Source organism: Stutzerimonas stutzeri (genome assembly GCF_013522825.1).
GTDB lineage: Bacteria > Pseudomonadota > Gammaproteobacteria > Pseudomonadales > Pseudomonadaceae > Stutzerimonas > Stutzerimonas stutzeri_AK.
Genome location: NZ_JAAMQZ010000017.1, coordinates 16,387 through 35,063, shown reverse-complemented (window position 1 = coordinate 35,063; position 18,677 = coordinate 16,387). Strand labels below are relative to the sequence as shown.

Below are 18,677 nucleotides of genomic sequence, written 5' to 3'. Positions count from 1 at the left end.
AGAGAACAAGTTGTCATGTTCGCGAGCAAAGATATTGGCCATACCCCGCTGATCCTGGTAATCGACGACACGCCAGAGGGGCTGAAACTGCTGCTGCAGCAGATTCGCGCCCAGGGTTGGCGGCTGTCGCTGGCCAGTGAGGCCCGCCAGGGACTGCAACGGGCTCTGGCGCTGCGCCCCGACCTGATCCTGCTCGACGTGCATATGCCGCAGATGAACGGTTTCACCCTGTGTCGTCTGTTGCGCGAGTCGCCGACCTCTCGCGATGTGCCGGTGATCTTCCTGACCTCGGCCGGCTCGCTTGAGGAGCGCCTGGAAGGGCTTGAGCTGGGTGGCGTGGATTACGTACTCAAGCCGTTCGAGCCAGCCGAGGTGCTGGCTCGCATGCGCGTGCACTTGCAACTGGCACGTCGCGCCCGACCGGCTCAGCCCGCGCAAGAGCAGTCGGATGTGGTGGATGCAGAACAGTTGATTCTGCAAGCGGCGCTACGTCTGATCGCTCAGGAACTTGCGGACTTGCCGCAGTTGGCGGATATCGCGCGCAAGGTCGGTACTCACGACAAACGCCTGTCGACCATCTTCCGCAGTCATCTGGGAACCTCGGTGTTCGCCTATGTGCGCGAGCTGCGAATGCGCCGAGGTCAAGAGCTGCTGGCCGACAGCGGCATGAGTGTGCAAGACATCTCCGAGCAGATCGGTTTTCGCAGTGCCTGTAACTTCACGACGGCATTCCGTGCGCGCCACGGTGTGACGCCGAGTCAGTTCCGCGAGCGGCTGCGAAGCCATACATGAGCCGACTGTTGTTGCTGTTGCTGCTGTTGTCCGCGTCGCTGCCGTCACAGGCGGGGGATAGCGATTGCCGGTTGGCGCTGCAAGAGACAGTGCTACTGTTCGAGGACCCCGGCGGCGCACTGACGGTGGACGTCGTGAGCCGGCTTCCTGCGGAGCGCTTCCAGGCGCTGCATCGGGGTGCCTTCCCGTACAGCTTCAGCTATTCGGCCTTCTGGTTGCGCCTGCAGGTGCGCAATCCGGGCACGGAGTTCTGTCATGCCTGGCTGCAGGTCGGCGAGCCGCGTCTGGAGCAGGTGCAGGTCTTCCAGCACCAGGACGGGCAATGGCATGAGATGCGCGCCGGCAGTGTTTATCCGTTGCCGGAATGGAGCGTGCAGCAGCGCCAACCGTTGTTCCCGCTACTGGTCATGGCCGGGGAAGAGCGCGAGGTAATGGTGAGAGTCGCCAGCCGCAGCCTGTTGGCCGTGGCGCCACGCCTGCACAGTGAGGAGCAACGCTTGCGCAGCGGCGAGCGTGCCAGCCTGATCGATGGTGTGGTGCTGGGGATCATGTTGCTGATCGTGCCGTTCGGCCTGATCGTCGGCGTGCAGATACGTTCCATGCTGCTGCTGGCCAATGCGCTGTCGAGCCTGGCCTACCTGTTGCTGACCGGTGTGGTCAACGGCTACCTGTTCTACCTGCCGGCGCTGTTGCCCTGGTCGCGCGAGCTGGTGGGCGTGCTGTCCGGCTGCGCCGCGCTACTGTTCATGCTCTACATAGGCATCCTGTTCCAGGTGCCTCGTTTGCCGCCGCTCTGGCGCGCGCCGCTGATTCTCTACTCGCTGGCGGTGGGCGTACTGTTGCTGGGCGGCACGGTGTTCGACTTTGTCGGCAGCCGCAACCTGTTCAGTACGTTGCGCTGGGGTTTCTACATGCTGGTGCCGCTGCTGTGCCTGGGCGTCTGGTGGCACGGGCTGCGGCTGAGTTGGCTGGGCTGGGCGCTGACTGCCTTGCTGGTGGTCCAGGGACTCATGCCACTGCTGTTCCTCGATGGCCAGCCTGCGCCCTGGTCGTATGGCGAGGATCAGCTTGATCTGGCTTCGGGGCTGATGGGGGCGGTGCTGTTGTTCTTTACCCTGATCTCGGAATTCACCCGTACCCGGCGTGATGCCCGGCTCGTCAGCGCCGAGTTGGAAGCGTTGCGGGCAGCCGAGCAGCAGCATCTGGAAAGCACGGTGGCGCGGCGAACCGAGCAGTTGCGCGAATCGCTGAAGGCGCGCAGCGCGCTGTTGGCGCGGATCAGCCATGACCTGCGTTCGCCGTTGAGCGGCATTATCAACTATACCCGCCTGATCAACGATGAGGGTATCCAGGACTACCCGCAGCGCATCGAGCGCAACGCGCGTCTGCAACTGGAGCTGATCGACGAGCTGCTGGAGTTTTCACGGGGCGAGTTGTCACAGGAGGAGCTGGTACTGGCGCCGGGTTACCTCTACGGCTTCCTGCACGAGATCGGCAGCGAGGCGCATTTTCTTGCCCAGCGCCAGGGTAATCGCCTGGATTGCCAGTTCGCGACCGATCTGCCGCTGCTGGTACAGGCCGACTTCCGGCAGTTGCGCCGGGTGCTGGTCAACCTGCTGGGAAATGCCAGCAAGTTCACCCGCGAGGGGCTGATCGTGCTGCGGGTGGAGAATCTCGGGGCCGAGAAACAAGGTTTCTCCCTGCGTTTCAGCGTGGCGGACAATGGCATCGGGCTGACGGCGGACGTTCGCGAGCAGTTGCTGCGACCGTTCCAGCGCGGCGGCAACGTCCACGGTGTCGAGGGGTTCGGTCTTGGCCTGGCGATAGTCGACGACTTGCTGCGACAGATGGACAGCACGCTGGCCTTCGAGGACAGGCCCGGCGGCGGCACGCTGTTCAGCTTCGTGCTGCGGGTGCAGAGCGCTTCCGAGGAAGCGGTGGAGCAGGTCTTTCACGACGCTCACGCAACGGCCAGTGATGGTGCGGGGCGGCGCATCCTGCTGGTGGAAGACGTCGAGCTGACACGGGAGTTTCTTGGCGACCTGATCGCCGGCCACGGCTATGACGTGACCCTGGCGGGCAGCGGCGAAGAGGCGCTGGCGTCCATCGCCTGGGCGGACGTCGATCTGGTGATCACCGATCAGTTCATGCCGGGCATGGACGGCTGGGCGCTGCTGCGTGAGGTGCGCCGCCATCGACCGGGCCTGCCGGTGCTGCTCTACTCGGCCTCGCCGGCACGCGCCGAGAACAACGGCGAGCGGCTGCGTTTCGACGCCGAGCTGCTCAAGCCGGTCAGCGCCGAGGAGTTGTTGTCCTGTATCGAGCGACTGTGTGGTCAGTCCGGTGACCCTCAGCCCGGCCCTATTGCGAGGGAGATGAAACTGGGCTGAGGCTGGGTTCGAGTGCGTAGTTTCCTGACCCCTCGGCAGAGGTGTATGTACGCGAATGACAGGCCGCGCGCGCCACTAGGTGAAGTGCCGCCGCAGGGCTTCGGCAGCGTCATTCGCGGCTTGCTGAATCGCCAGTGCCTGGCGGCGCACCTCGTCCTGATCGGCGTCGCGTAGTGCCTCGTGCAGGGCGCGGCCCAGCTGGCCCAGGTGCTGGAGGCCGGCGTGTCCGGCGGTACCGATCAGGTCGTGGGCGTTCTGCCGTAGTGTTGCCGGATCGCAGGCCTGGCCGATGGCAATGGCACCGAACAGCTCGCCGCGTCGCTCGCAGTCCTCGACCAGCATTTCCAGCATGCGGCTGAAACGCTCGTTGCTGATCAGCTGGCGCAGATGTTCCAGTGGCCTTGGGTCGAAGTCGACGACGGGGGTTGCAGGACGTACCGGCGGGGGCGGCGGCACCCATTCGGAAACCTCTTGCGGCGTCAGGCAATGGCGGATCAGCGCCTTCCACAGCAGTTGTTCGTCGATGGGCTTGGCTACGTGGGCGTTCATACCGGCGGCCAGGCATTGCTCGACGTCCTCCTGGCTGGCATTGGCTGTCATGGCAATCACTGGCAGCTGGGCGAAGCGCGGCTCGCGGCGTAGCTGGCGGGTGGCGCTTAGACCATCCAGTTCGGGCATCATCATGTCCATCAGCACGGCTGCGTAGGTGTTGTCCGGAGACTGACGCAGCAGGTCGAGCGCGTGCCGGCCACCCTGGGCCTGGTCGAGCTGGATGCCGGCCTCGCGTAGCAGTTCGCTGGCCACCAGTCGGTTGAGCTCATTGTCGTCCACCAGCAGCAGGCGCAGACCTTGCAGGTTTTGTGGCGAGATCGGGGCTGGTTCCTGCGGGGCTTCGACGGTGACTGGCGGTATCTCTTCGACCCGCACGCGGAACCAGAAGGTGCTGCCCTCGCCAGGCTGACTGCACATGCCTACCTCGCCGCCCAGCAGTTGCGCCAGATTACGCGAGATGGCCAGACCCAGACCGGTGCCACCGAAGCGTCGAGTGATACTGCTGTCGGCTTGCTGGAAAGGCTGGAATAGATGGATCTGCTGTTCCTCGCTGAGGCCGATCCCCTGATCCTTGACCTCGCCATACAGGTAGGCCGATCCCTGCGCGCTGTGCCGCAGGTCGAGGCTGAGGTGAACCACGCCATGCGTGCTGAACTTGACGGCGTTGTTGGCGTAGTTGAGCAGGATCTGGCTGATGCGCAGCGGGTCGCCGAGCAGCGTTGGCAGGTGCCCGGCCGGTTCGATTCGCAGCTCCAGGCCCTTTTCACCGGCGTGCTCGGCGACCATCTGCTGCACGCCGTCAAGAATATGCTGGGGCACGAAGGCGATCCGTTCGGCTTGCAGGTGGCCGCTGTCGCTTTTCGAGAAATCAAGAATGTCGTTGATGATGCCGAGCAGGTGCTGGCCGGCGCGCAGAATATTTTCCAGGCGCCCACACAGTTCAGGCTCCAGAGGGTGGCGCAGACTCAGTTGCGTGAGGCCGATGATGGCGTTCATCGGCGTACGGATCTCGTGACTCATGGTCGCGAGGAAGGCGGTCTTGGCCTGGGCTGCCTGCTCGGCCTGCTCCTTGGCATGTTCCAGAGCACTGGCTTGTGCCTTGCTCTCGCTGACGTCCAGCCACACCCCATTGAACAGGGTGCCGCCATCTTCCGTGCGACGAGCGCTGGCCAGGGTTTTAAGCCAGAAATGCCGCCCGTCCAGGGTCACCAGCAGGTCGAAGTCGAGCGGTTCCAGACTGGCGCGGCTGTGGGCTATGAGCTGTTCGATAGCCACCAGTGTCTCGGCGGTGAGTGGTGCGCGTACCTCGTCCAGCAGCAGGCCCGAGGGCGTTGGGCCGAGCCGCTGGGGGCCGATGAAGCCAGCGGCCTTGCCGCTGAGGAAGACGAAGTGCTGGCTGCCGTCGGCGCGTACCAGCAGCTGGAATAGCGCGCCGGGCATGGCGTCGGTGAGGTCCATCAGTTGCTGTGACAGGCGGCGTACCTCGGCGCTGGCGGCCACTTCCAGCTCCAGGCGGTCGGCGCGTTGCATGTCGTCGCGGAACCCCAGCAGCGTGCGCGCCATGCGACCGAGTTCGTCGCGCCGCGCGGTATGGGCGATGGGGTGCTGGTAGTCGCGCTGGCTCAGGCGGCTCATGGCCTGGGTCAGCTGGTTGATCGGTCGCGAGATCTGCGTCAGTGCCAGCCAGGCGGACAGACCGATGAAGGTCGCCAGAGCCAGGCCGAAGGCCTGCGCGGTATTTCGCAAGGTGGCGCGGGAGGTGGCACCGATGCGCTCCGAGGACTGCTGAAAGTGATTGGCGATGGCGCTGCGCAGCGTGTCCATTTCGCTGCGCAGTGCTTGCAGTCCGGGGTCGAAGCGGGTGTGGATGATGTTCAGGGCGCGATCACCGCGCCAGCGCGTTGCCGCCTCGATGATGTCCGTGGCGAGAGCGAACACTTCGCGCTCCTGTTCGCGGATTTTCGCCAGCCGCAGCGTGGGCTCGTCGATCAGCGGTACGATGGCATCGATCTTGTCGCGGAAGGCCGCCTGCTGCTGCGCCAGGCGTTCCTGGGTGGCGCGCATGCGGGCCACTTCCTGCTCGGTCAGCACGCTGAATACCAGACGGCTGGCGTCGCTTAGGTCGAGCAATGAGGCGTCGATCAGCATGGCCGCGCGGGCGTCGCGCTCCAGCAGGGCGCTGTAGTCGCGGTTCACCGCGCGCAGGTTGAGCATCGAATAGAAGGTGATGATCGCCGACAGTGTGCCCAGCAGGATCACTGGAAGCACGCTCTTGCTGGTGACGCTCAGGCAGTCGAGGAATTTCATGGCTGGATTTCCTGAGTGGCGTTGGCGCGCGCGGCGGCAATGACGGCGCGTAGGCGCCGACTGGCCTCGGCATCGTCGATACGGCTGTAGAGGTGGTCGCTGACCACTTGGTAGATATCATTCTTGACCGGGCCTGGATTGGCATTACCCATGGCGATGGAGCCCATCAGAGTGCGACGCATGTTGGCTCCGCGCAGGTCGCTGATGGCCTGGCGACCGCAGACGTCAAACCTGTCACGCGGTACGTCGACTCGCGCTGGTGCGGCGCCGGTGGCGAGGTTCAGATCGCGTTGCAGTGCAATGGTCATCAGCGTGCTGACGAAGGTGCGGCGGGTGTCTGGGTCCGCCGGGTGGTCGCTCAGCAGCATGTATTGGTCGCTGTTGAAGAGAAACACGCCTTGGGTATCGGGGAAGCGCAGGCACTCGTAGTCGCGCCCCGGCTGCAGGCCATGGAAGTGGAATTCGCCATCGACCCAGCTGCCCTGTACTTGGAGCAGGGCCTGGCCGTTGCGTACCAGGTCGGTGGCCTGATCCCAGCTGCGCCTGGCGAAGCCGGGGTCGAGGTAGCCGCGCAACTGGCTCATGCGCTGGAAGATGAGACGTAGCAGGTCCTCGTCGAGGGCACTCGGGTCCAGTTCAAGGAAGGCGCGGCGGTAGAACTCCGCGCCGCCGGCGCCGACTGCCACCGATTCGAACAGAAGGGTGTGCTCCCAGGCCTCGTGACCGATGGCCAGGGGGATCAGGCCGGCGGCCTTGGCCTTGTCGAGCATGCCGAGCAGGTCGGCCCAGGTGTCGGGTGCTTCCAGGCCGAGGCGGGCGAACTGTGCGTGGTTGATCCACAGCCAGTTGGTCGAATGGGCGTTGATCGGCGCGGCGACCCAGTGGCCCTGGTATTTGGAAAGATGCTGGATGCCGTAGGGCACCACCTCATCCCATTCTTCGGCGGCGGCGATGTCGTCGAGGATCACCAGTTTGCCCTGGCTGGCCCAGTCATGGATGTCGTAACCGATCACCTGCGCCGCCATGGGTGGCTGGCCGTTGGCGGCACGTTGTTTGAGCATATCCATATAGCGGCTGGTGCCGCTGCCGGCGAAGACTGTCTCATACCAGGCCAGCCCTTTTGCTTCGGTGTGATGGCGGATCACGTCGATGCTGGCGCGCTCTCCCTCTGACACCCACCAGTGGGACACCTCGACCACACTTGGCTGCTTGGCCAGCGCCGACCAGAGCGGGGCGCAGCAAAGCAGGCAGGCGAGCAGTAGCGAACGGTGCGTGGGCATCAGTTTTCCTCGGGTGGAGTGCAGGTTTTTCTGAGGCTGATTCTTGCCTCCACAAGCGCGCACGACAATCGTCGTGCGGTTTTGCGCGCGTTCGTGAGGGGGGCTGTTCGTCGGCTTCAAGCAGGCCGTCAGCGAAATGAAGCAGTTGACCTGCGGCAGTAGGGGCTGAGGCAGGCTCAGGGCTTGCGTGCAATCAATACCGCACGCATCGGCGCAGGCAGGCCCTCGATGGTCTTGCCGTGGTCCTGCGGGTCGAGAAAATCAGACAGCGACTGATAGCGCATCCAGTCCGTGCTGCGCTGCTCGTCGGTGCTGGTGACGCTGACATCGACACAGCGCACGTCGGCGAAACCCGCGCGGCGCAGCCAGCACTCCAGCGCCGCCACCGAAGGCAGGAACCAGACGTTGCGCATTTGCGCGTAGCGATCTTCCGGGACCAGAGCGGTGTGTTCGTCACCTTCGACCACCAAGGTTTCCAGCACCAGCTCACCGCCCCTGAGCAGGCAATCCTTCAGCTCCAGCAGGTGGTCGACCGGTGAGCGGCGGTGATAGAGCACGCCCATGGAAAACACCGTGTCGAAGCCTTCGAGTTTTGCCGGCAGCTCTTCCAGCGCCATCGGCAGGTGCCATGCAGGCAAGTTATGGAGGTAGCGCTTCATGGCGTGGAACTGACAGAAGAACAGCCAGTTCGGGTCGATGCCCACCACCGAATCGGCGCCGGCTCCGAGCATCCGCCACATGTAGTAGCCGTTGCCGCAGCCGACGTCGAGGATGCGCTTGCCGGCAAGGTTGAGGTGCGGCGACACGCGCTCCCACTTCCAGTCCGAACGCCATTCGGTATCCACGTGCACGCCGAAGACGTCGAAAGGCCCCTTGCGCCACGGCGACAGGCCGAACAGTGCGTCATGGGTGGCGGCGCGCGTCGCCTCGTTGCAATCGCCTTCCAGGCGGAAGGCCTCGCGCAGCTCGACGGAAACGGGCTGGATATCCGGCAGCGCATCGACCGCACGGCGCCAGCGCGGCAGGTCGCCGTGGCCGATGGCAAGCTTGGCCTCCAGTTGCTGCTGCAGGCCGTTGGCCCAGGCGGCCAGCGGAGTGCCGGCCAGGCGCCAGGCGAGGGGTGTCAGGTCGAGATTCATGGCAGGGCGATCAGCGAGGCGAAATTCAGGCATTGGAACCAGGGCACCACCTTGGAAAAGCCGGCATCCAGCAGACGCTGGCGGTGAGTTTCCAGGCTGTCGGGCTTCATCACGTTCTCGATGGCGCTGCGTTTCTGGGCGATTTCCAGTTCGCTGTAGCCGTTGGCGCGCTTGAAGGCGACGTGCAGGTCGGTGAGCAGCTCATGCTCCTGTTCGTCCTCGAAGCGCAGCTTCTCCGAAAGGATCAGCGCGCCACCCGGAACCAGTGCCTGGCGAATGTTGGCCAGCAGGGTGGGGCGTTGCTCGGGCGGAATGAACTGCAGGGTGAAGTTCAGCGCCACCAGCGAAGCGGGTCGAAACTGCAGCGCGAGGACGTCCGCCTCGATCACCTCGACCGGCAGCAGCTCCTGAAACATCGAATCCTGACCATGCAGGTATTCGCGACAGCGTTCGACCATGGCGGCGGAGTTGTCCACGGCGATCACCTGGCAATTGTCAGCCTTGACGTGCCGGCGTAACGCCTGCGTCACGGCGCCCAGCGAGCAGCCGAGATCGTACAGCTGCGTATTGGGCTGGGCGAACTGCGCTGCCAGCACGCCGATATTTTCGACAATGGTGGGGTAGCCGGGCACCGAACGCTTGATCATGTCGGGAAAAACCCGCACCACGTCCTCGTTGAAAACGAAATCCTGGGGCTGGGCGAGGGGCTGGGCGAACAGGCGATCTGGATCGTGGCTCACGGCGGCGTCTGGGCAGGTAAAAAACAGGGCGGCATTGTAGCGGAAAGCCTGGAGGTAGTCCGAGGGGGAAAGAAGCTGAAGAAAACGGAGCGCGCGATGAGGTTGCACATTGCTTGAAACTCAGTGCCTCCATCGATGCCCAATTCGAAACGGCCACCAGGCTTGCCGCCAGTTCTGTTGGGAATGCCGCTCCTTGTTTCAGCATGCCTCAAGGTCTTATTCGACTCATGTATAGATTTCTTTGTGTTCCGTTCATTGCCGTTCTGTTGCAACTGGCTGGGCCGGTGCAGGCTCAGAGTGATTCGTCGCGGGTATCACCTCAGGATGCACGGCGTGCTGCCGAGGTGCTTCAGGACGAGGTGCGGCGTGCCGACGTGCTGACGACGCTCAGAGTGATCGCGGACGACGCTGCCGCGGTGCCGGCAGCGGGCGATGCTGAGGGTGAAGTGGCGCCAGCCGAGGCTCCGCTTGCGACTGAACCGGAGCCGGTGATAACGCCGCTGGAAGAGGGCGGTCTGATTGCACGGATGCTGGGTCAGGTCGCGCGTTGGGCCGATGGCCTTGGCCAGCAGGTGGGGCAGGTCAGGGGGGCCTTGCTGGAGCTTCCCGCATGGTTCGATTCGATTTTCCGGTCACAGGCGGGGCGGGCGTTGCTTGTCGATGCGCTGATAGCCTTGGCCGTGGTCTTTGTTCTCGGCCTGCTGGTGGAGTGGGCGCTGCGGCGAATGCTGCGCAGACCTTGCCTGGCCTTGCAGGAGCATGCGCGGCAAGTTGAGGAGCGTGCGCGCGTCGCCGAGGTGGTCGAGGGCTCACTGCCTGGCCGGCAACAGACCGGACAGATCGATGCCGAGCGCGCGGCGGTGGCCGCCGCCACCCAGCCCGAGCAGCCCGGCGTCGCGCTGGTGCAGACCATCCGAGACGGTATCGAGAGGGTCGAGGCCATTCCCATAAATGCTCCTGAGCAGAAAGTGGCTGAGCCGGATAGAAGCGCGGTGGCGGAACCGGCCCCGACGGAGCGCAAGGCCAAGGCCCGGCGTGACGGCAGGATCGGCGAACATCGCGGTGCGCTAAGGCACCTGCCGTTCGCGCTTGGCATCTTTCTTCTGGACCTGCTGCCGCTGGCCCTGTTTTTCTGCGTCGCCGCACTGGTCATGCATCTGTATCCCAGCCTTGACGAGCGGACCCGTGAGGTCGCTGGCGTATTCGTTCTCGCCTACCTGTTCACCCGCCTGAGCATGGCGGTGGTGCGCTTGTTGACATCGCCGGGTGGCTATGGCCTGCGGGTTTTCCGGTTAGGCGGCGAGACCTCTCGACTGCTGAATCACTGGGCGCTGTACTTCGTGGCGCTGGCAGCCTTCGGTATCGCCATGGCGGATGCGCTGCAGACGCTCGGCGGCGGGGCGGCAGGGCGCACCGCGATCCTGAAGTTCGTCTCGCTGCTCGCTCACCTGATGATCGTCATGCTCATCTTCAGGCTGCGGCGACCGGTGCGCGATGCCATCGCGCCCAAGGCGGGCAGCAGCGGGCCTATCGCGATCCTTCGTCACTGGGCCGCACAGATCTGGGCCATCGCTGCCGCCGTGTTCGTCATGGGCATGTGGGTGGTCTGGGCGCTTGGCGTCGAGAACGGTTTCCCGAGGCTGATCGAGTTCATCGGGATGACCGGTGGCATCGTGGTGCTCGGCCGCCTGGCTGCGGTGCTGGTACTCGGTGCCCTGGAGCGGGCGTTCGTCGGCGATCAGGATGGAGATAGCGGTACCGATGCGGCACAAACGTCAGATGGCGTACGCAGCCGGTTGGTCGAGCAGCTGTATCCGTTGGTACGCTGGCTCATGTCATTGTTGATCGCAGTCTGCGTACTGGTCGCGCTCTTCCAGGCCTGGGGCTTCGATGCGATCAGCTGGTTCGCGGCGGGAACCATCGGTCGCAGCCTGGCCAGCGCCGTGATGACGATCACGATTGCGGTGATCCTGGCGCTGGTGGTCTGGCAACTGACCAATGCCGTGCTCGAGCGGCGTATCGCCCGCTGGAGCGAAAGTGGGGAAGTGATGCGGGCAGCGCGGCTGCGCACGCTGCTGCCGATGCTGCGTACGGGGCTGATGATCATGATCATGCTGGTCGTCGGCCTGACCGCACTCAGCGAGGTCGGCATCAATACGACGCCCCTGCTGGCGGGCGCGAGCATCATCGGCGTCGCGCTGGGCTTTGGTTCGCAGAAGCTGGTCCAGGACTTCATCACCGGCATCTTCCTGCTGATGGAAAACGCCATGCAGGTGGGCGACTGGGTGACGGTCGCGGGCGTTTCCGGGACGGTGGAAAATCTGTCGATCCGCACCGTGCGCTTGCGCGCGGGCGACGGCTCGCTGCACATCGTTCCGTTCAGCTCGGTGTCCACGGTCAATAACACCAACCGCGGTATCGGCAACGCGGCGGTGCGGATCAGTGTCGGCTACGACACCGACATCGACCAGGCGATCGCAGAACTGAAGAAGATCGGCGCGGAGTTGCGCGCGAACCCGGCGTTCGCCAACCTGATCATCGACGACCTGGCCGTCTGGGGTGTCGACTCGGTGGATGGCTCGATGGTGACGCTGGCCGGGCAGATGCGTTGTGTCGACAAGGGCCGCTGGGGCGTGCAGCGCGAGTTCAACCGGCGCATCTTCGAACACTTCCGCGAGCTGGGCATCCAGATCGCCGATCCGCGCGAGCGCCTGGTCGTGCCCCCAGGGCATGGCTGATACCTGATGGGCCAGGTATCGGTCGGGAGCAGTTCGTTGGAGGAAATATCTTCCAATACCGGGACGCCGCCAAAAGCTATTCTCTTTTAAACGGCGAACCAGCTCGAAAATTTCCCTTTGTACTCGAGGCTGTATTTCTTGTGCTTGAACACTTCTCGACGTGAGCTTACTGAAAGTGTCCTTGTAACGTGTAGAACCCGTTCTGTGATTATTCTGGGTTAGGACCAATCGGAACCATGCCACCGGCTCACACCCAGGTGGCTGAAGATAGCGATGCGATAACCTCTATTTTCCAAGGGCGCAGCGCAGGCGATACGGGGAAATGGGACTTGGCGAGATAGAATCTGGCCAATATAAAAGACCTGCCGGGCAGTGAATGCCTGGCAGGTTATGATCGTTTCAACCTGGTCGAGGGCCGCCATGATAGGCGGCCTCAGCTTGATCAGAGCTTTACGACTGCGCCGTCTTCCGGGATTTCGACACGTTCCGCGATGCCTTGCTGCTCGACGTACTCTTTGAGCTCGCTGCGGGTTTGCCCCATATGGTTGATTGCGTCCATGTGGGTCGCAACTAGAGTCGCGTCCGGCACGGCTTTGCTGGCTCGAACCACATCGTCCTTACCCATGATGATGGCGCCGTCATAGCCCGTTACGCGTGCATAACCGGCGTTGATCAGGATCACTTCGGGGCTGTACTTAGTCAGCGCTTGATCCACCTCGTTACGCCAGATCGTGTCGCCTACCAGATACAGCGTCTTTTGGCCCGGCGCCTGGAATACCACGCCCATCGCGACACCCAGGAACTCGGCCAACTGAGGGACCTGGTACATCTTGTCGGTGCCGTGCTGGCCGCCGGTCTTGGTCAACGTCACGCCCTGGAACTCGGCCTGATCCTTCAGGATCCGTACGTCGTCGAAGCCCTGGTCGCGAATGATTTCCGCATCCGACTCGTTCTGTACGTACAGTGGGATGTTCTTGGGCAGCAGTTTCTGCGCAGCATCGTCCCAATGGTCGAGGTGGGTGTGAGTGACGATGATCGCATCGACCCCGGCCATTACGTCGGCTTCCGACATCGGTAGGTCAACGAGCGGGTTGCGCAGCTCACTGCGATAGGTCCCCTCGAAGCCAGGGTAAGCGCCTTTCTTGGCAAGCATCGGGTCGATCAGGAAAGTCGTGCCCGCGAAGGTGATTTTCACGGTCGCGTTACGGATCTGCTGCAGCTGGATTTGCGCATCTTGCTGGGAAGCCTGCTTGGCCGGCAGCTCGGCTGCGAACACCCCGGTAATGGAAAGGCTAACCGCCAAGGCAAGTGAACTAGCGATTTTCGCGAATTGCATGTTGCGACTCCTAAGTCATTGTTGAACGGGGCGCATTGTGAGGGCGATACGATGGCGGCAACATCGGCCCGGAGGACAATCTCCGAAAATATCGGGCCAATGTTCCGCTTTTCATCAAACTTAGGGCTGATGCCAATTACGCAACCCGGTTCCACTGCTCGCTAGCTAGACGTTGCTGCGCTGAAACGGCGGCGGTAAAGCAGTACCCGGTCTCGATGACGGCTATCTGTGACATGTCCATCACGCCCCTATCACTCATGTCCAACTCCACAGCCGCGTCGTCCTGACGCCTGACCCCGCTTGCCGTTCTGCGTTGGCGAAGAGGCTTGACGACAAGCGATTGACCTGAAAGGACATGTAAGCTAGTTTTTAGGCCATCTTGAGCGTGCCGAAAAACACTCCTATGACCTCTCTGCGTGTCGCCGTCCTTGCCTTCGAAGGTGTGAGCCTGTTTCATCTCTCCGTACCGGGCATGGTCTTTGGCGCCGCCAAAGACGCACCGGATCTTCCCCGATACGAGGTTCGGTACTGCGCCACGACCCCTGGAAAGGTTCGCAGCGACCAAGGCGTAGTGATCGAGGTTCCCGACGGCCTCGAGGCGTTGGATCGGGCGGACATCGTCATTGTGCCGGCGTGGAGCGATCCCAGTCAGCCAGCCTCGGCCGAGCTGATTGACGGTCTGCGCCGCAGTCATGAACGTGGATCCCTGATAGTCGGCCTGTGCCTTGGCGCGTTCGTGTTGGGCGACGCGGGGTTGCTGGATAGTCGGGAAGCGACCACGCACTGGGTCGCCCGCGATCTGTTCGCCCAGCGCTTTCCGAAGAGTCATTTCCGCCCCGATGTGCTGTATATCGCCGACGACAACATTGTCACGTCGGCCGGAACGGTCGCGGCCATCGATTGCTGCCTGCACTTGTTGAGGCAGCGACACGGCGCCGATGTCGCGAACCGAATGGCCAGGCTGCTGGTCACTCCGCCGCATCGCCAGGGCGGTCAGGCTCAATACATCGAGCAACCCGTTCCGCAGCTGGCAAGCGAGAGCCGACTACCCGGGGTTCTGGAGTGGGCGAGAGAGCACCTGGCCGATCCGTTGTCGCTCGATACCCTGGCCGATATCGCCAAGATGAGCCGTCGCACCTTTACTCGGCGTTTTCGTGAAACCACGGGTACCACGTTCATCAAGTGGATCAACGCCGAGCGGGTCGCCCGGGCGCAGCAGCTTCTGGAGACTACTCAAATGCCGATCGACTGCGTTGCCTCCGAGGTCGGTTTCGGAACAGCGCTGTCGCTGCGTCAGCAGTTCGCGGCCCATTTGGGCACGACGCCGTCGGCATACCGGCAGATCTTCTGCAAGGAAATAACCTCACGCGCGCATAGGCGCTAAGAAAGGGTGTCAGGCAAGGGCTTGGCGACAGGGGCGCGGTGGTCTGAAGCTGAGCGGCTCAAGCCGTCTTCCGTGTGCGGTGGGGTCGTTACGTTCAGTGGTACCAAAAGCGGGCGTGTCCGGTCTGTTCCAATATCTGCTGCCCTGGAGCGGCAACTGCGCAAGCATTGGGACCAGTTCGGACCGTTCACCGGGTCGATAACATCGTTTCGGCGTGCGTTGGGTCGGACTTCAATCGTCCTGCCACGCGGGCAGGCCAGTCATGCGCTGCGGCATCCGTTCGCCAGCCACTTCATACAAAACGGCGGCAACATTCTCACGCTTCAAAAGATTCTTGGTCATTCCAGTTTGGTTATGACCATGCAGTATGCACATTTGGCGCCGGAGCATTTGGCGGAAGCGGTAAAGCTCAACCCGCTGGCAGGTGTGACACTTTCGGGACGTCGCAGTCCCTGAAAACACAAAACCCCTGAAATTCTTTAAGAAAGTCAGGGGCTTATGTTTGCTTTGATTGGTGGAGCCGGGGGGATTTGAATCCCAAACTTCAATATCCCGGCCAAATCAAGGCTTCAGCGCATTGTGCAAGAAATTTTGATTTGTTGGATTGCTCACAGTGAGCGCGAGTATATGAACCTTTTGAGTCTTGTCAAGCATCGCATTCACCTATCTGTGAGAGTGGCTTTGCGTGCGTTGGCGAGTAGAGCTGCCCGCAGTCGGTTGGGTTTAGGCTGCGTTGAAGCCAAACGCTCCTGAGTTTGAAGTTACCGATGATCTAGGGAGGCGTCTTGGGTTTCTAAGGTGTTCCCGTTGGCACCCGATCATAATCACCTCAACTCAATTTACGGTCTTATCTTGACTGCGGTTCGAGGTTCATGGAGCAGGATTGCCTGGTGTGATTCCAGGTTTCAATCGCGAGGTGCGAAATGGATGGGGCTGACATCGCTCGCTCAAGGCGCGGTTGCCAATACCTTACGAGCGAACGTAACCAATTCAGGGCAGTCACCGTTGGTGCTGTTTCGGTCAACAAAAAAGCCTCGGATGCCTACTGCCGTTGGCCCATCTCGGTCGCAACGTTGGGAGTCACCGATCATCCACGATGCGGTCGGGGACGCCCCAAGCTGATCGCAAATCCAACTGTAGATGGTGGGTTCGGGCTTCATTACGCCTAAATCACAGCTAAATGCATATGCGTCTAGCATGGGGTAGCAACGCAGGACGGCTTGCCGGTACGGGAAAGCCAAATTCGAGCAAACACCGATTCGAATGCCTTGCTCTTGGAGCAGTTTCACCGCTTCGAGCCCGTCAGGATATGCCTCAACGGCTGCGATCTCATCTGCCAGGACAGTTTCCAGAGTGCTCAATAGTTCAGGGCTTGCAGTGATCCCCAAATGCGCTGCGGCTTGCGTCAACGTTATCGCAGATTTCATCAGGAAAGACGCGTCGTCCGGGCGGGGGCGCCGCCCATGCGCCTTTCCGATCTTCATCAACTGTCGGTACGGATGCGACCCATTTTGAATCTTTGTCAGTGTCCCGAAAGCATCAAAAATGACGGCTTGTATGGTCATTAGACATCCCGTTACGACAGGGTATCGAAGGCTGGCGCATTCAACCGACGTGCTTGATTGGCCCCGAATACTTCGCTATAGCATGATTATTGGTCACTAGGATGAAGCCTTCCGAAGCTGCTTGTCCAATGAGCATCCGATCAAATGGGCGCTGTGAAGGAGAGGCGAGGCCGCAGCCGTAATGGCGTGTCGGCTGGTCATGGACAGCTCCTTGTAGTCGCCGTCCAGAAGAGACCTTCTTAGTACTCCTGAATTGAACTGAAAGCTGGCTTTGCCCATCGCGTTTTGGCCGATTTCCCAGATGCTAGCGGCGCTGATGAACAGCTCATTGGCGCGATCCTCGATCATCTCCACAGCCCCGAGTTAGCTAACCTACTTAGTCTTTCCCCTCGTTGGAGGGGCAGCTGTCATGGTCAATTGCAGGCTGTAAATAATTGCGGTTTTTCCGTGACGCTGCGGTTATATGGAATTATGGCTCAGCCATAATTATTGCTGAGCCATAATTTCCATCATTTTGTGGCCCCGCCGTACCGCTCGACGCGTGACGCGCTTCGTGCATGCACTAGATAGGTAGCTAGGTGTTGGTGAGCAGATCTCAGCGTACGCCGACTTTCTCGAACCTGCCCCTCGCTACAAATTACTCAGATCATCCGCTTTCGTTTGCAATTAAGCAGTCGCGAGGAGCCGCGGTACCCTTCCGCGTCACAGACGCGCCTCGCTTGTGGTGATTACCAACGGTGCGAAATTTCAAAATTCGAAAAGACGACTCCGAGCCGGTTGGATCAGCCTCGCATCGTCCGTGGAGATATGTCTTGATCTCAAATAGTCATTGACCGCGCCCAGGGTAAGTCCGATAAGGATTATCTTCTTGCTCTTCTGGTGCGTGAATTTTGGCAATCCTTGTCAATATATACGTATTACAAATACCGATGGTCAGTGGTTGGCGTTTTCTTTTCTAAAAGTGCTTGACGAGCAGTGGTTGGAGCTGGATTATTTTATTGCATTGGTTTCAGGTTGCTGTTTTTTTGTCCAATACTGAGCGTAGTGGGGCGTGCCATAGGCTTGCATCGATGAATAAATTACTTAGTTTAATATGAAGGTTGATGGGGGTTGTGCTGCTCGCCTTTTAGGGTCAGGCCATATATTAATAGTCAGAACTGACGCTCATTGGGAAATAAGCTTTTCATACTTGGTAGGTTTGTCAGGGTAGGGATGTTTTGCCCGGATTCTGCCTCTAAACATCTATTGCTCAGATAGAGAGATGGTATGGACGATTTAAAGAAAGTATCTCATTTGTTATACGCCCCGGGTGAGGTAATGCCTGGTATCGAGATGTCGTTAGCAGAGGCGTGCGCGCGTGGTTCAGCGGCTGCGTTGCATGACGAGGTGCCTTTCTGTGTTGTGCGTGACTGGATCTGGATCGATCTCATCGTGCCTGACGCGATACGAGAAACATTACAGGCGTCCGGGCAACAGCCCGCGATGGTGTATGCCGGCCGCGTGTTGTACGACAGTGCCAACCGTTTCCAAGAGGGTGACTGGGTGCGTACAACACAACTGATTGAGTTTGCCGATGGGTGCATTTTCAGAACGCGCAATACGCGATATGTGCTTGCTGGCCCAGGGGCTCGCAAAAGCGCCGAGCTCACTACTGTGTTGAAGATTTTTTGATGCGTAGTCAGATATTGGCGGGCATGGACGTACCAGACAACCGACACCCCGATGTGCCTTGCGACGTCTGTGGTACCTCCATGCGAGTGCCTGGGTACGGCGAACAGTTCGGTGTGCTGCAAGCGCACTGGGGATACGGCGCGCGACATGACGGTGAGCGTTATCGCGTACGGATGTGTGAAACCTGCTTCTTCATGACCTTGGCGTACCTGCGACAGGAGCGACGCATACATCATTTGTTTGGCGACGCCCCGCAGCATGAAGACTATAAGTTTGGGCGTATTGGTCGAGACGATTATTGGTTGGACAGCTAGCCGTTAGTGGGGGGGCAACGAGTTTTGATCCGAATTTGGGTGCTGACGTGATGAGTTCAACTAAACAAAGTATCGACCAAACACGCGATGTATCTGACGCGTTGTCGCGAGCAATGGATATGTCTTTTGGTAGGGAAGTTACGGCGTATCTCACGGACGCTTATTTAATCGCAGGCTGTTGTATCGGCGTGGTTCATCGTCACGTGCGGGCGGATGTGTATGGAAGGTTCCAGGACGGTCACCGGGTTCGGACCTCCGATGTACTGAAAGCTCATGAGCATGGTGGGTTTTGGGCGCTGTTTACCGCCACGGGCAGCTTGTACGTTATTGTGACTTTCAAAGAAGACGGCGGGCGCCTGTCACTGGATTGGCTGTTGGCACAGAGGGCAAAAGGCATACACGCAACCCCAGTAACGATTCAGTGATCCGTTTCTCGTGTCACTACTATAAAACTGAGCCCACGGTCCGT

General features: G+C 61.0%; 15 protein-coding genes. 8 read left to right on the top strand and 7 right to left on the bottom strand.

Annotation, left to right across the window (positions count from 1 at the left end; genetic code table 11):
• Nucleotides 1–15: 15 nt before the first annotated feature.
• Both G7020_RS12370 and G7020_RS12365 read left to right on the top strand, forming a co-directional pair.
• A complete protein-coding gene (locus G7020_RS12370; protein WP_181084818.1) occupies nucleotides 16–792 on the top strand; it encodes a response regulator transcription factor in 777 nt (258 codons plus the stop codon).
• Complete coding sequence (locus G7020_RS12365; protein WP_181084816.1) at nucleotides 789–3,182, top strand: hybrid sensor histidine kinase/response regulator; 2,394 nt, start codon at nucleotides 789–791, stop codon at nucleotides 3,180–3,182. The genes G7020_RS12370 and G7020_RS12365 overlap by 4 nt, the downstream gene beginning before the upstream one ends.
• Nucleotides 3,183–3,257: 75 nt before the next feature.
• Here the strand turns inward: G7020_RS12365 and G7020_RS12360 are convergent, their stop codons facing one another.
• From G7020_RS12360 to cmoA, 4 genes are all read right to left on the bottom strand, one after another.
• Nucleotides 3,258–6,041 carry a hybrid sensor histidine kinase/response regulator gene (locus G7020_RS12360; protein WP_181084814.1) on the bottom strand — a complete coding sequence of 928 codons (2,784 nt, stop codon included), beginning with the start codon at nucleotides 6,039–6,041 and terminating at the stop codon, nucleotides 3,258–3,260.
• A complete protein-coding gene (locus G7020_RS12355) occupies nucleotides 6,038–7,321 on the bottom strand; it encodes an ABC transporter substrate-binding protein (protein ID WP_181084812.1) in 1,284 nt (427 codons plus the stop codon). The genes G7020_RS12360 and G7020_RS12355 overlap by 4 nt, the downstream gene beginning before the upstream one ends.
• Nucleotides 7,322–7,497: 176 nt before the next feature.
• The gene (cmoB, locus tag G7020_RS12350) at nucleotides 7,498–8,460 is read right to left on the bottom strand and encodes a tRNA 5-methoxyuridine(34)/uridine 5-oxyacetic acid(34) synthase CmoB (protein ID WP_181084810.1); all 963 of its coding nucleotides are present in this window, start codon (nucleotides 8,458–8,460) and stop codon (nucleotides 7,498–7,500) included.
• Entirely contained in the window at nucleotides 8,457–9,200 is a 744-nt protein-coding gene (gene cmoA, locus G7020_RS12345) for a carboxy-S-adenosyl-L-methionine synthase CmoA (RefSeq protein ID WP_181084808.1), read from the bottom strand. The genes cmoB and cmoA overlap by 4 nt, the downstream gene beginning before the upstream one ends.
• Before the next feature lie 227 nt (nucleotides 9,201–9,427).
• Here cmoA and G7020_RS12340 point away from each other — a divergent pair, with 227 nt between their 5' ends.
• Nucleotides 9,428–11,938, top strand: a complete 2,511-nt coding sequence (locus tag G7020_RS12340; RefSeq protein ID WP_258189336.1) for a mechanosensitive ion channel domain-containing protein — start codon at nucleotides 9,428–9,430, stop codon at nucleotides 11,936–11,938.
• Between the two features lie 442 nt (nucleotides 11,939–12,380).
• Here the strand turns inward: G7020_RS12340 and G7020_RS12335 are convergent, their stop codons facing one another.
• A complete protein-coding gene (locus G7020_RS12335) occupies nucleotides 12,381–13,274 on the bottom strand; it encodes an MBL fold metallo-hydrolase (RefSeq protein WP_181084806.1) in 894 nt (297 codons plus the stop codon).
• A 403-nt stretch (nucleotides 13,275–13,677) separates the two neighbouring features.
• On the opposite strand from G7020_RS12335, the gene G7020_RS12330 reads away from it, so the two are divergent.
• Nucleotides 13,678–14,658 (top strand): GlxA family transcriptional regulator, encoded by a 981-nt coding sequence (locus tag G7020_RS12330; protein WP_181084804.1) that lies wholly within the window; start codon nucleotides 13,678–13,680, stop codon nucleotides 14,656–14,658.
• 6 nt (nucleotides 14,659–14,664) lie between these two features.
• Nucleotides 14,665–15,114 (top strand): tyrosine-type recombinase/integrase, encoded by a 450-nt coding sequence (locus G7020_RS24295; protein ID WP_181084802.1) that lies wholly within the window; start codon nucleotides 14,665–14,667, stop codon nucleotides 15,112–15,114.
• Between the two features lie 491 nt (nucleotides 15,115–15,605).
• Here the strand turns inward: G7020_RS24295 and G7020_RS12320 are convergent, their stop codons facing one another.
• Complete coding sequence (locus tag G7020_RS12320) at nucleotides 15,606–16,223, bottom strand: HAD family hydrolase (RefSeq protein WP_096269077.1); 618 nt, start codon at nucleotides 16,221–16,223, stop codon at nucleotides 15,606–15,608.
• Between the two features lie 96 nt (nucleotides 16,224–16,319).
• Complete coding sequence (locus G7020_RS12315; protein ID WP_181084800.1) at nucleotides 16,320–16,571, bottom strand: hypothetical protein; 252 nt, start codon at nucleotides 16,569–16,571, stop codon at nucleotides 16,320–16,322.
• 918 nt (nucleotides 16,572–17,489) lie between these two features.
• On the opposite strand from G7020_RS12315, the gene G7020_RS12310 reads away from it, so the two are divergent.
• From G7020_RS12310 to G7020_RS12305, 3 genes are read left to right on the top strand one after another with little or no spacing between them, the layout of a single operon-like run.
• Complete coding sequence (locus G7020_RS12310; RefSeq protein WP_017246334.1) at nucleotides 17,490–17,894, top strand: DUF6957 family protein; 405 nt, start codon at nucleotides 17,490–17,492, stop codon at nucleotides 17,892–17,894.
• Complete coding sequence (locus tag G7020_RS24060; RefSeq protein ID WP_241694889.1) at nucleotides 17,894–18,208, top strand: hypothetical protein; 315 nt, start codon at nucleotides 17,894–17,896, stop codon at nucleotides 18,206–18,208. Before G7020_RS12310 ends, G7020_RS24060 begins: the two co-directional genes overlap by 1 nt.
• A 50-nt stretch (nucleotides 18,209–18,258) precedes the next feature.
• Nucleotides 18,259–18,633, top strand: coding sequence for a hypothetical protein (locus tag G7020_RS12305; protein WP_181084798.1), 375 nt, complete (start codon nucleotides 18,259–18,261; stop codon nucleotides 18,631–18,633).
• The last annotated feature ends 44 nt before the right edge of the window (nucleotides 18,634–18,677 follow it).

Bases quoted from the DNA above. Each gene is read 5' to 3' on its own strand.
- G7020_RS12370 (WP_181084818.1), top strand. From the start codon at position 16: ATGTTCGCGAGCAAAGATATTGGCCATACCCCGCTGATCCTGGTAATC.
- G7020_RS12365 (WP_181084816.1), top strand. From the start codon at position 789: ATGAGCCGACTGTTGTTGCTGTTGCTGCTGTTGTCCGCGTCGCTGCCG.
- G7020_RS12360 (WP_181084814.1), bottom strand. From the start codon at position 6,041: ATGAAATTCCTCGACTGCCTGAGCGTCACCAGCAAGAGCGTGCTTCCA.
- G7020_RS12355 (WP_181084812.1), bottom strand. From the start codon at position 7,321: ATGCCCACGCACCGTTCGCTACTGCTCGCCTGCCTGCTTTGCTGCGCC.
- cmoB (WP_181084810.1), bottom strand. From the start codon at position 8,460: ATGAATCTCGACCTGACACCCCTCGCCTGGCGCCTGGCCGGCACTCCG.
- G7020_RS12340 (WP_258189336.1), top strand. From the start codon at position 9,428: ATGTATAGATTTCTTTGTGTTCCGTTCATTGCCGTTCTGTTGCAACTG.
- G7020_RS12335 (WP_181084806.1), bottom strand. From the start codon at position 13,274: ATGCAATTCGCGAAAATCGCTAGTTCACTTGCCTTGGCGGTTAGCCTT.
- G7020_RS12330 (WP_181084804.1), top strand. From the start codon at position 13,678: ATGACCTCTCTGCGTGTCGCCGTCCTTGCCTTCGAAGGTGTGAGCCTG.
- G7020_RS12320 (WP_096269077.1), bottom strand. From the start codon at position 16,223: ATGACCATACAAGCCGTCATTTTTGATGCTTTCGGGACACTGACAAAG.
- G7020_RS12315 (WP_181084800.1), bottom strand. From the start codon at position 16,571: ATGATCGAGGATCGCGCCAATGAGCTGTTCATCAGCGCCGCTAGCATC.
- G7020_RS12310 (WP_017246334.1), top strand. From the start codon at position 17,490: ATGGACGATTTAAAGAAAGTATCTCATTTGTTATACGCCCCGGGTGAG.
- G7020_RS24060 (WP_241694889.1), top strand. From the start codon at position 17,894: ATGCGTAGTCAGATATTGGCGGGCATGGACGTACCAGACAACCGACAC.
- G7020_RS12305 (WP_181084798.1), top strand. From the start codon at position 18,259: ATGAGTTCAACTAAACAAAGTATCGACCAAACACGCGATGTATCTGAC.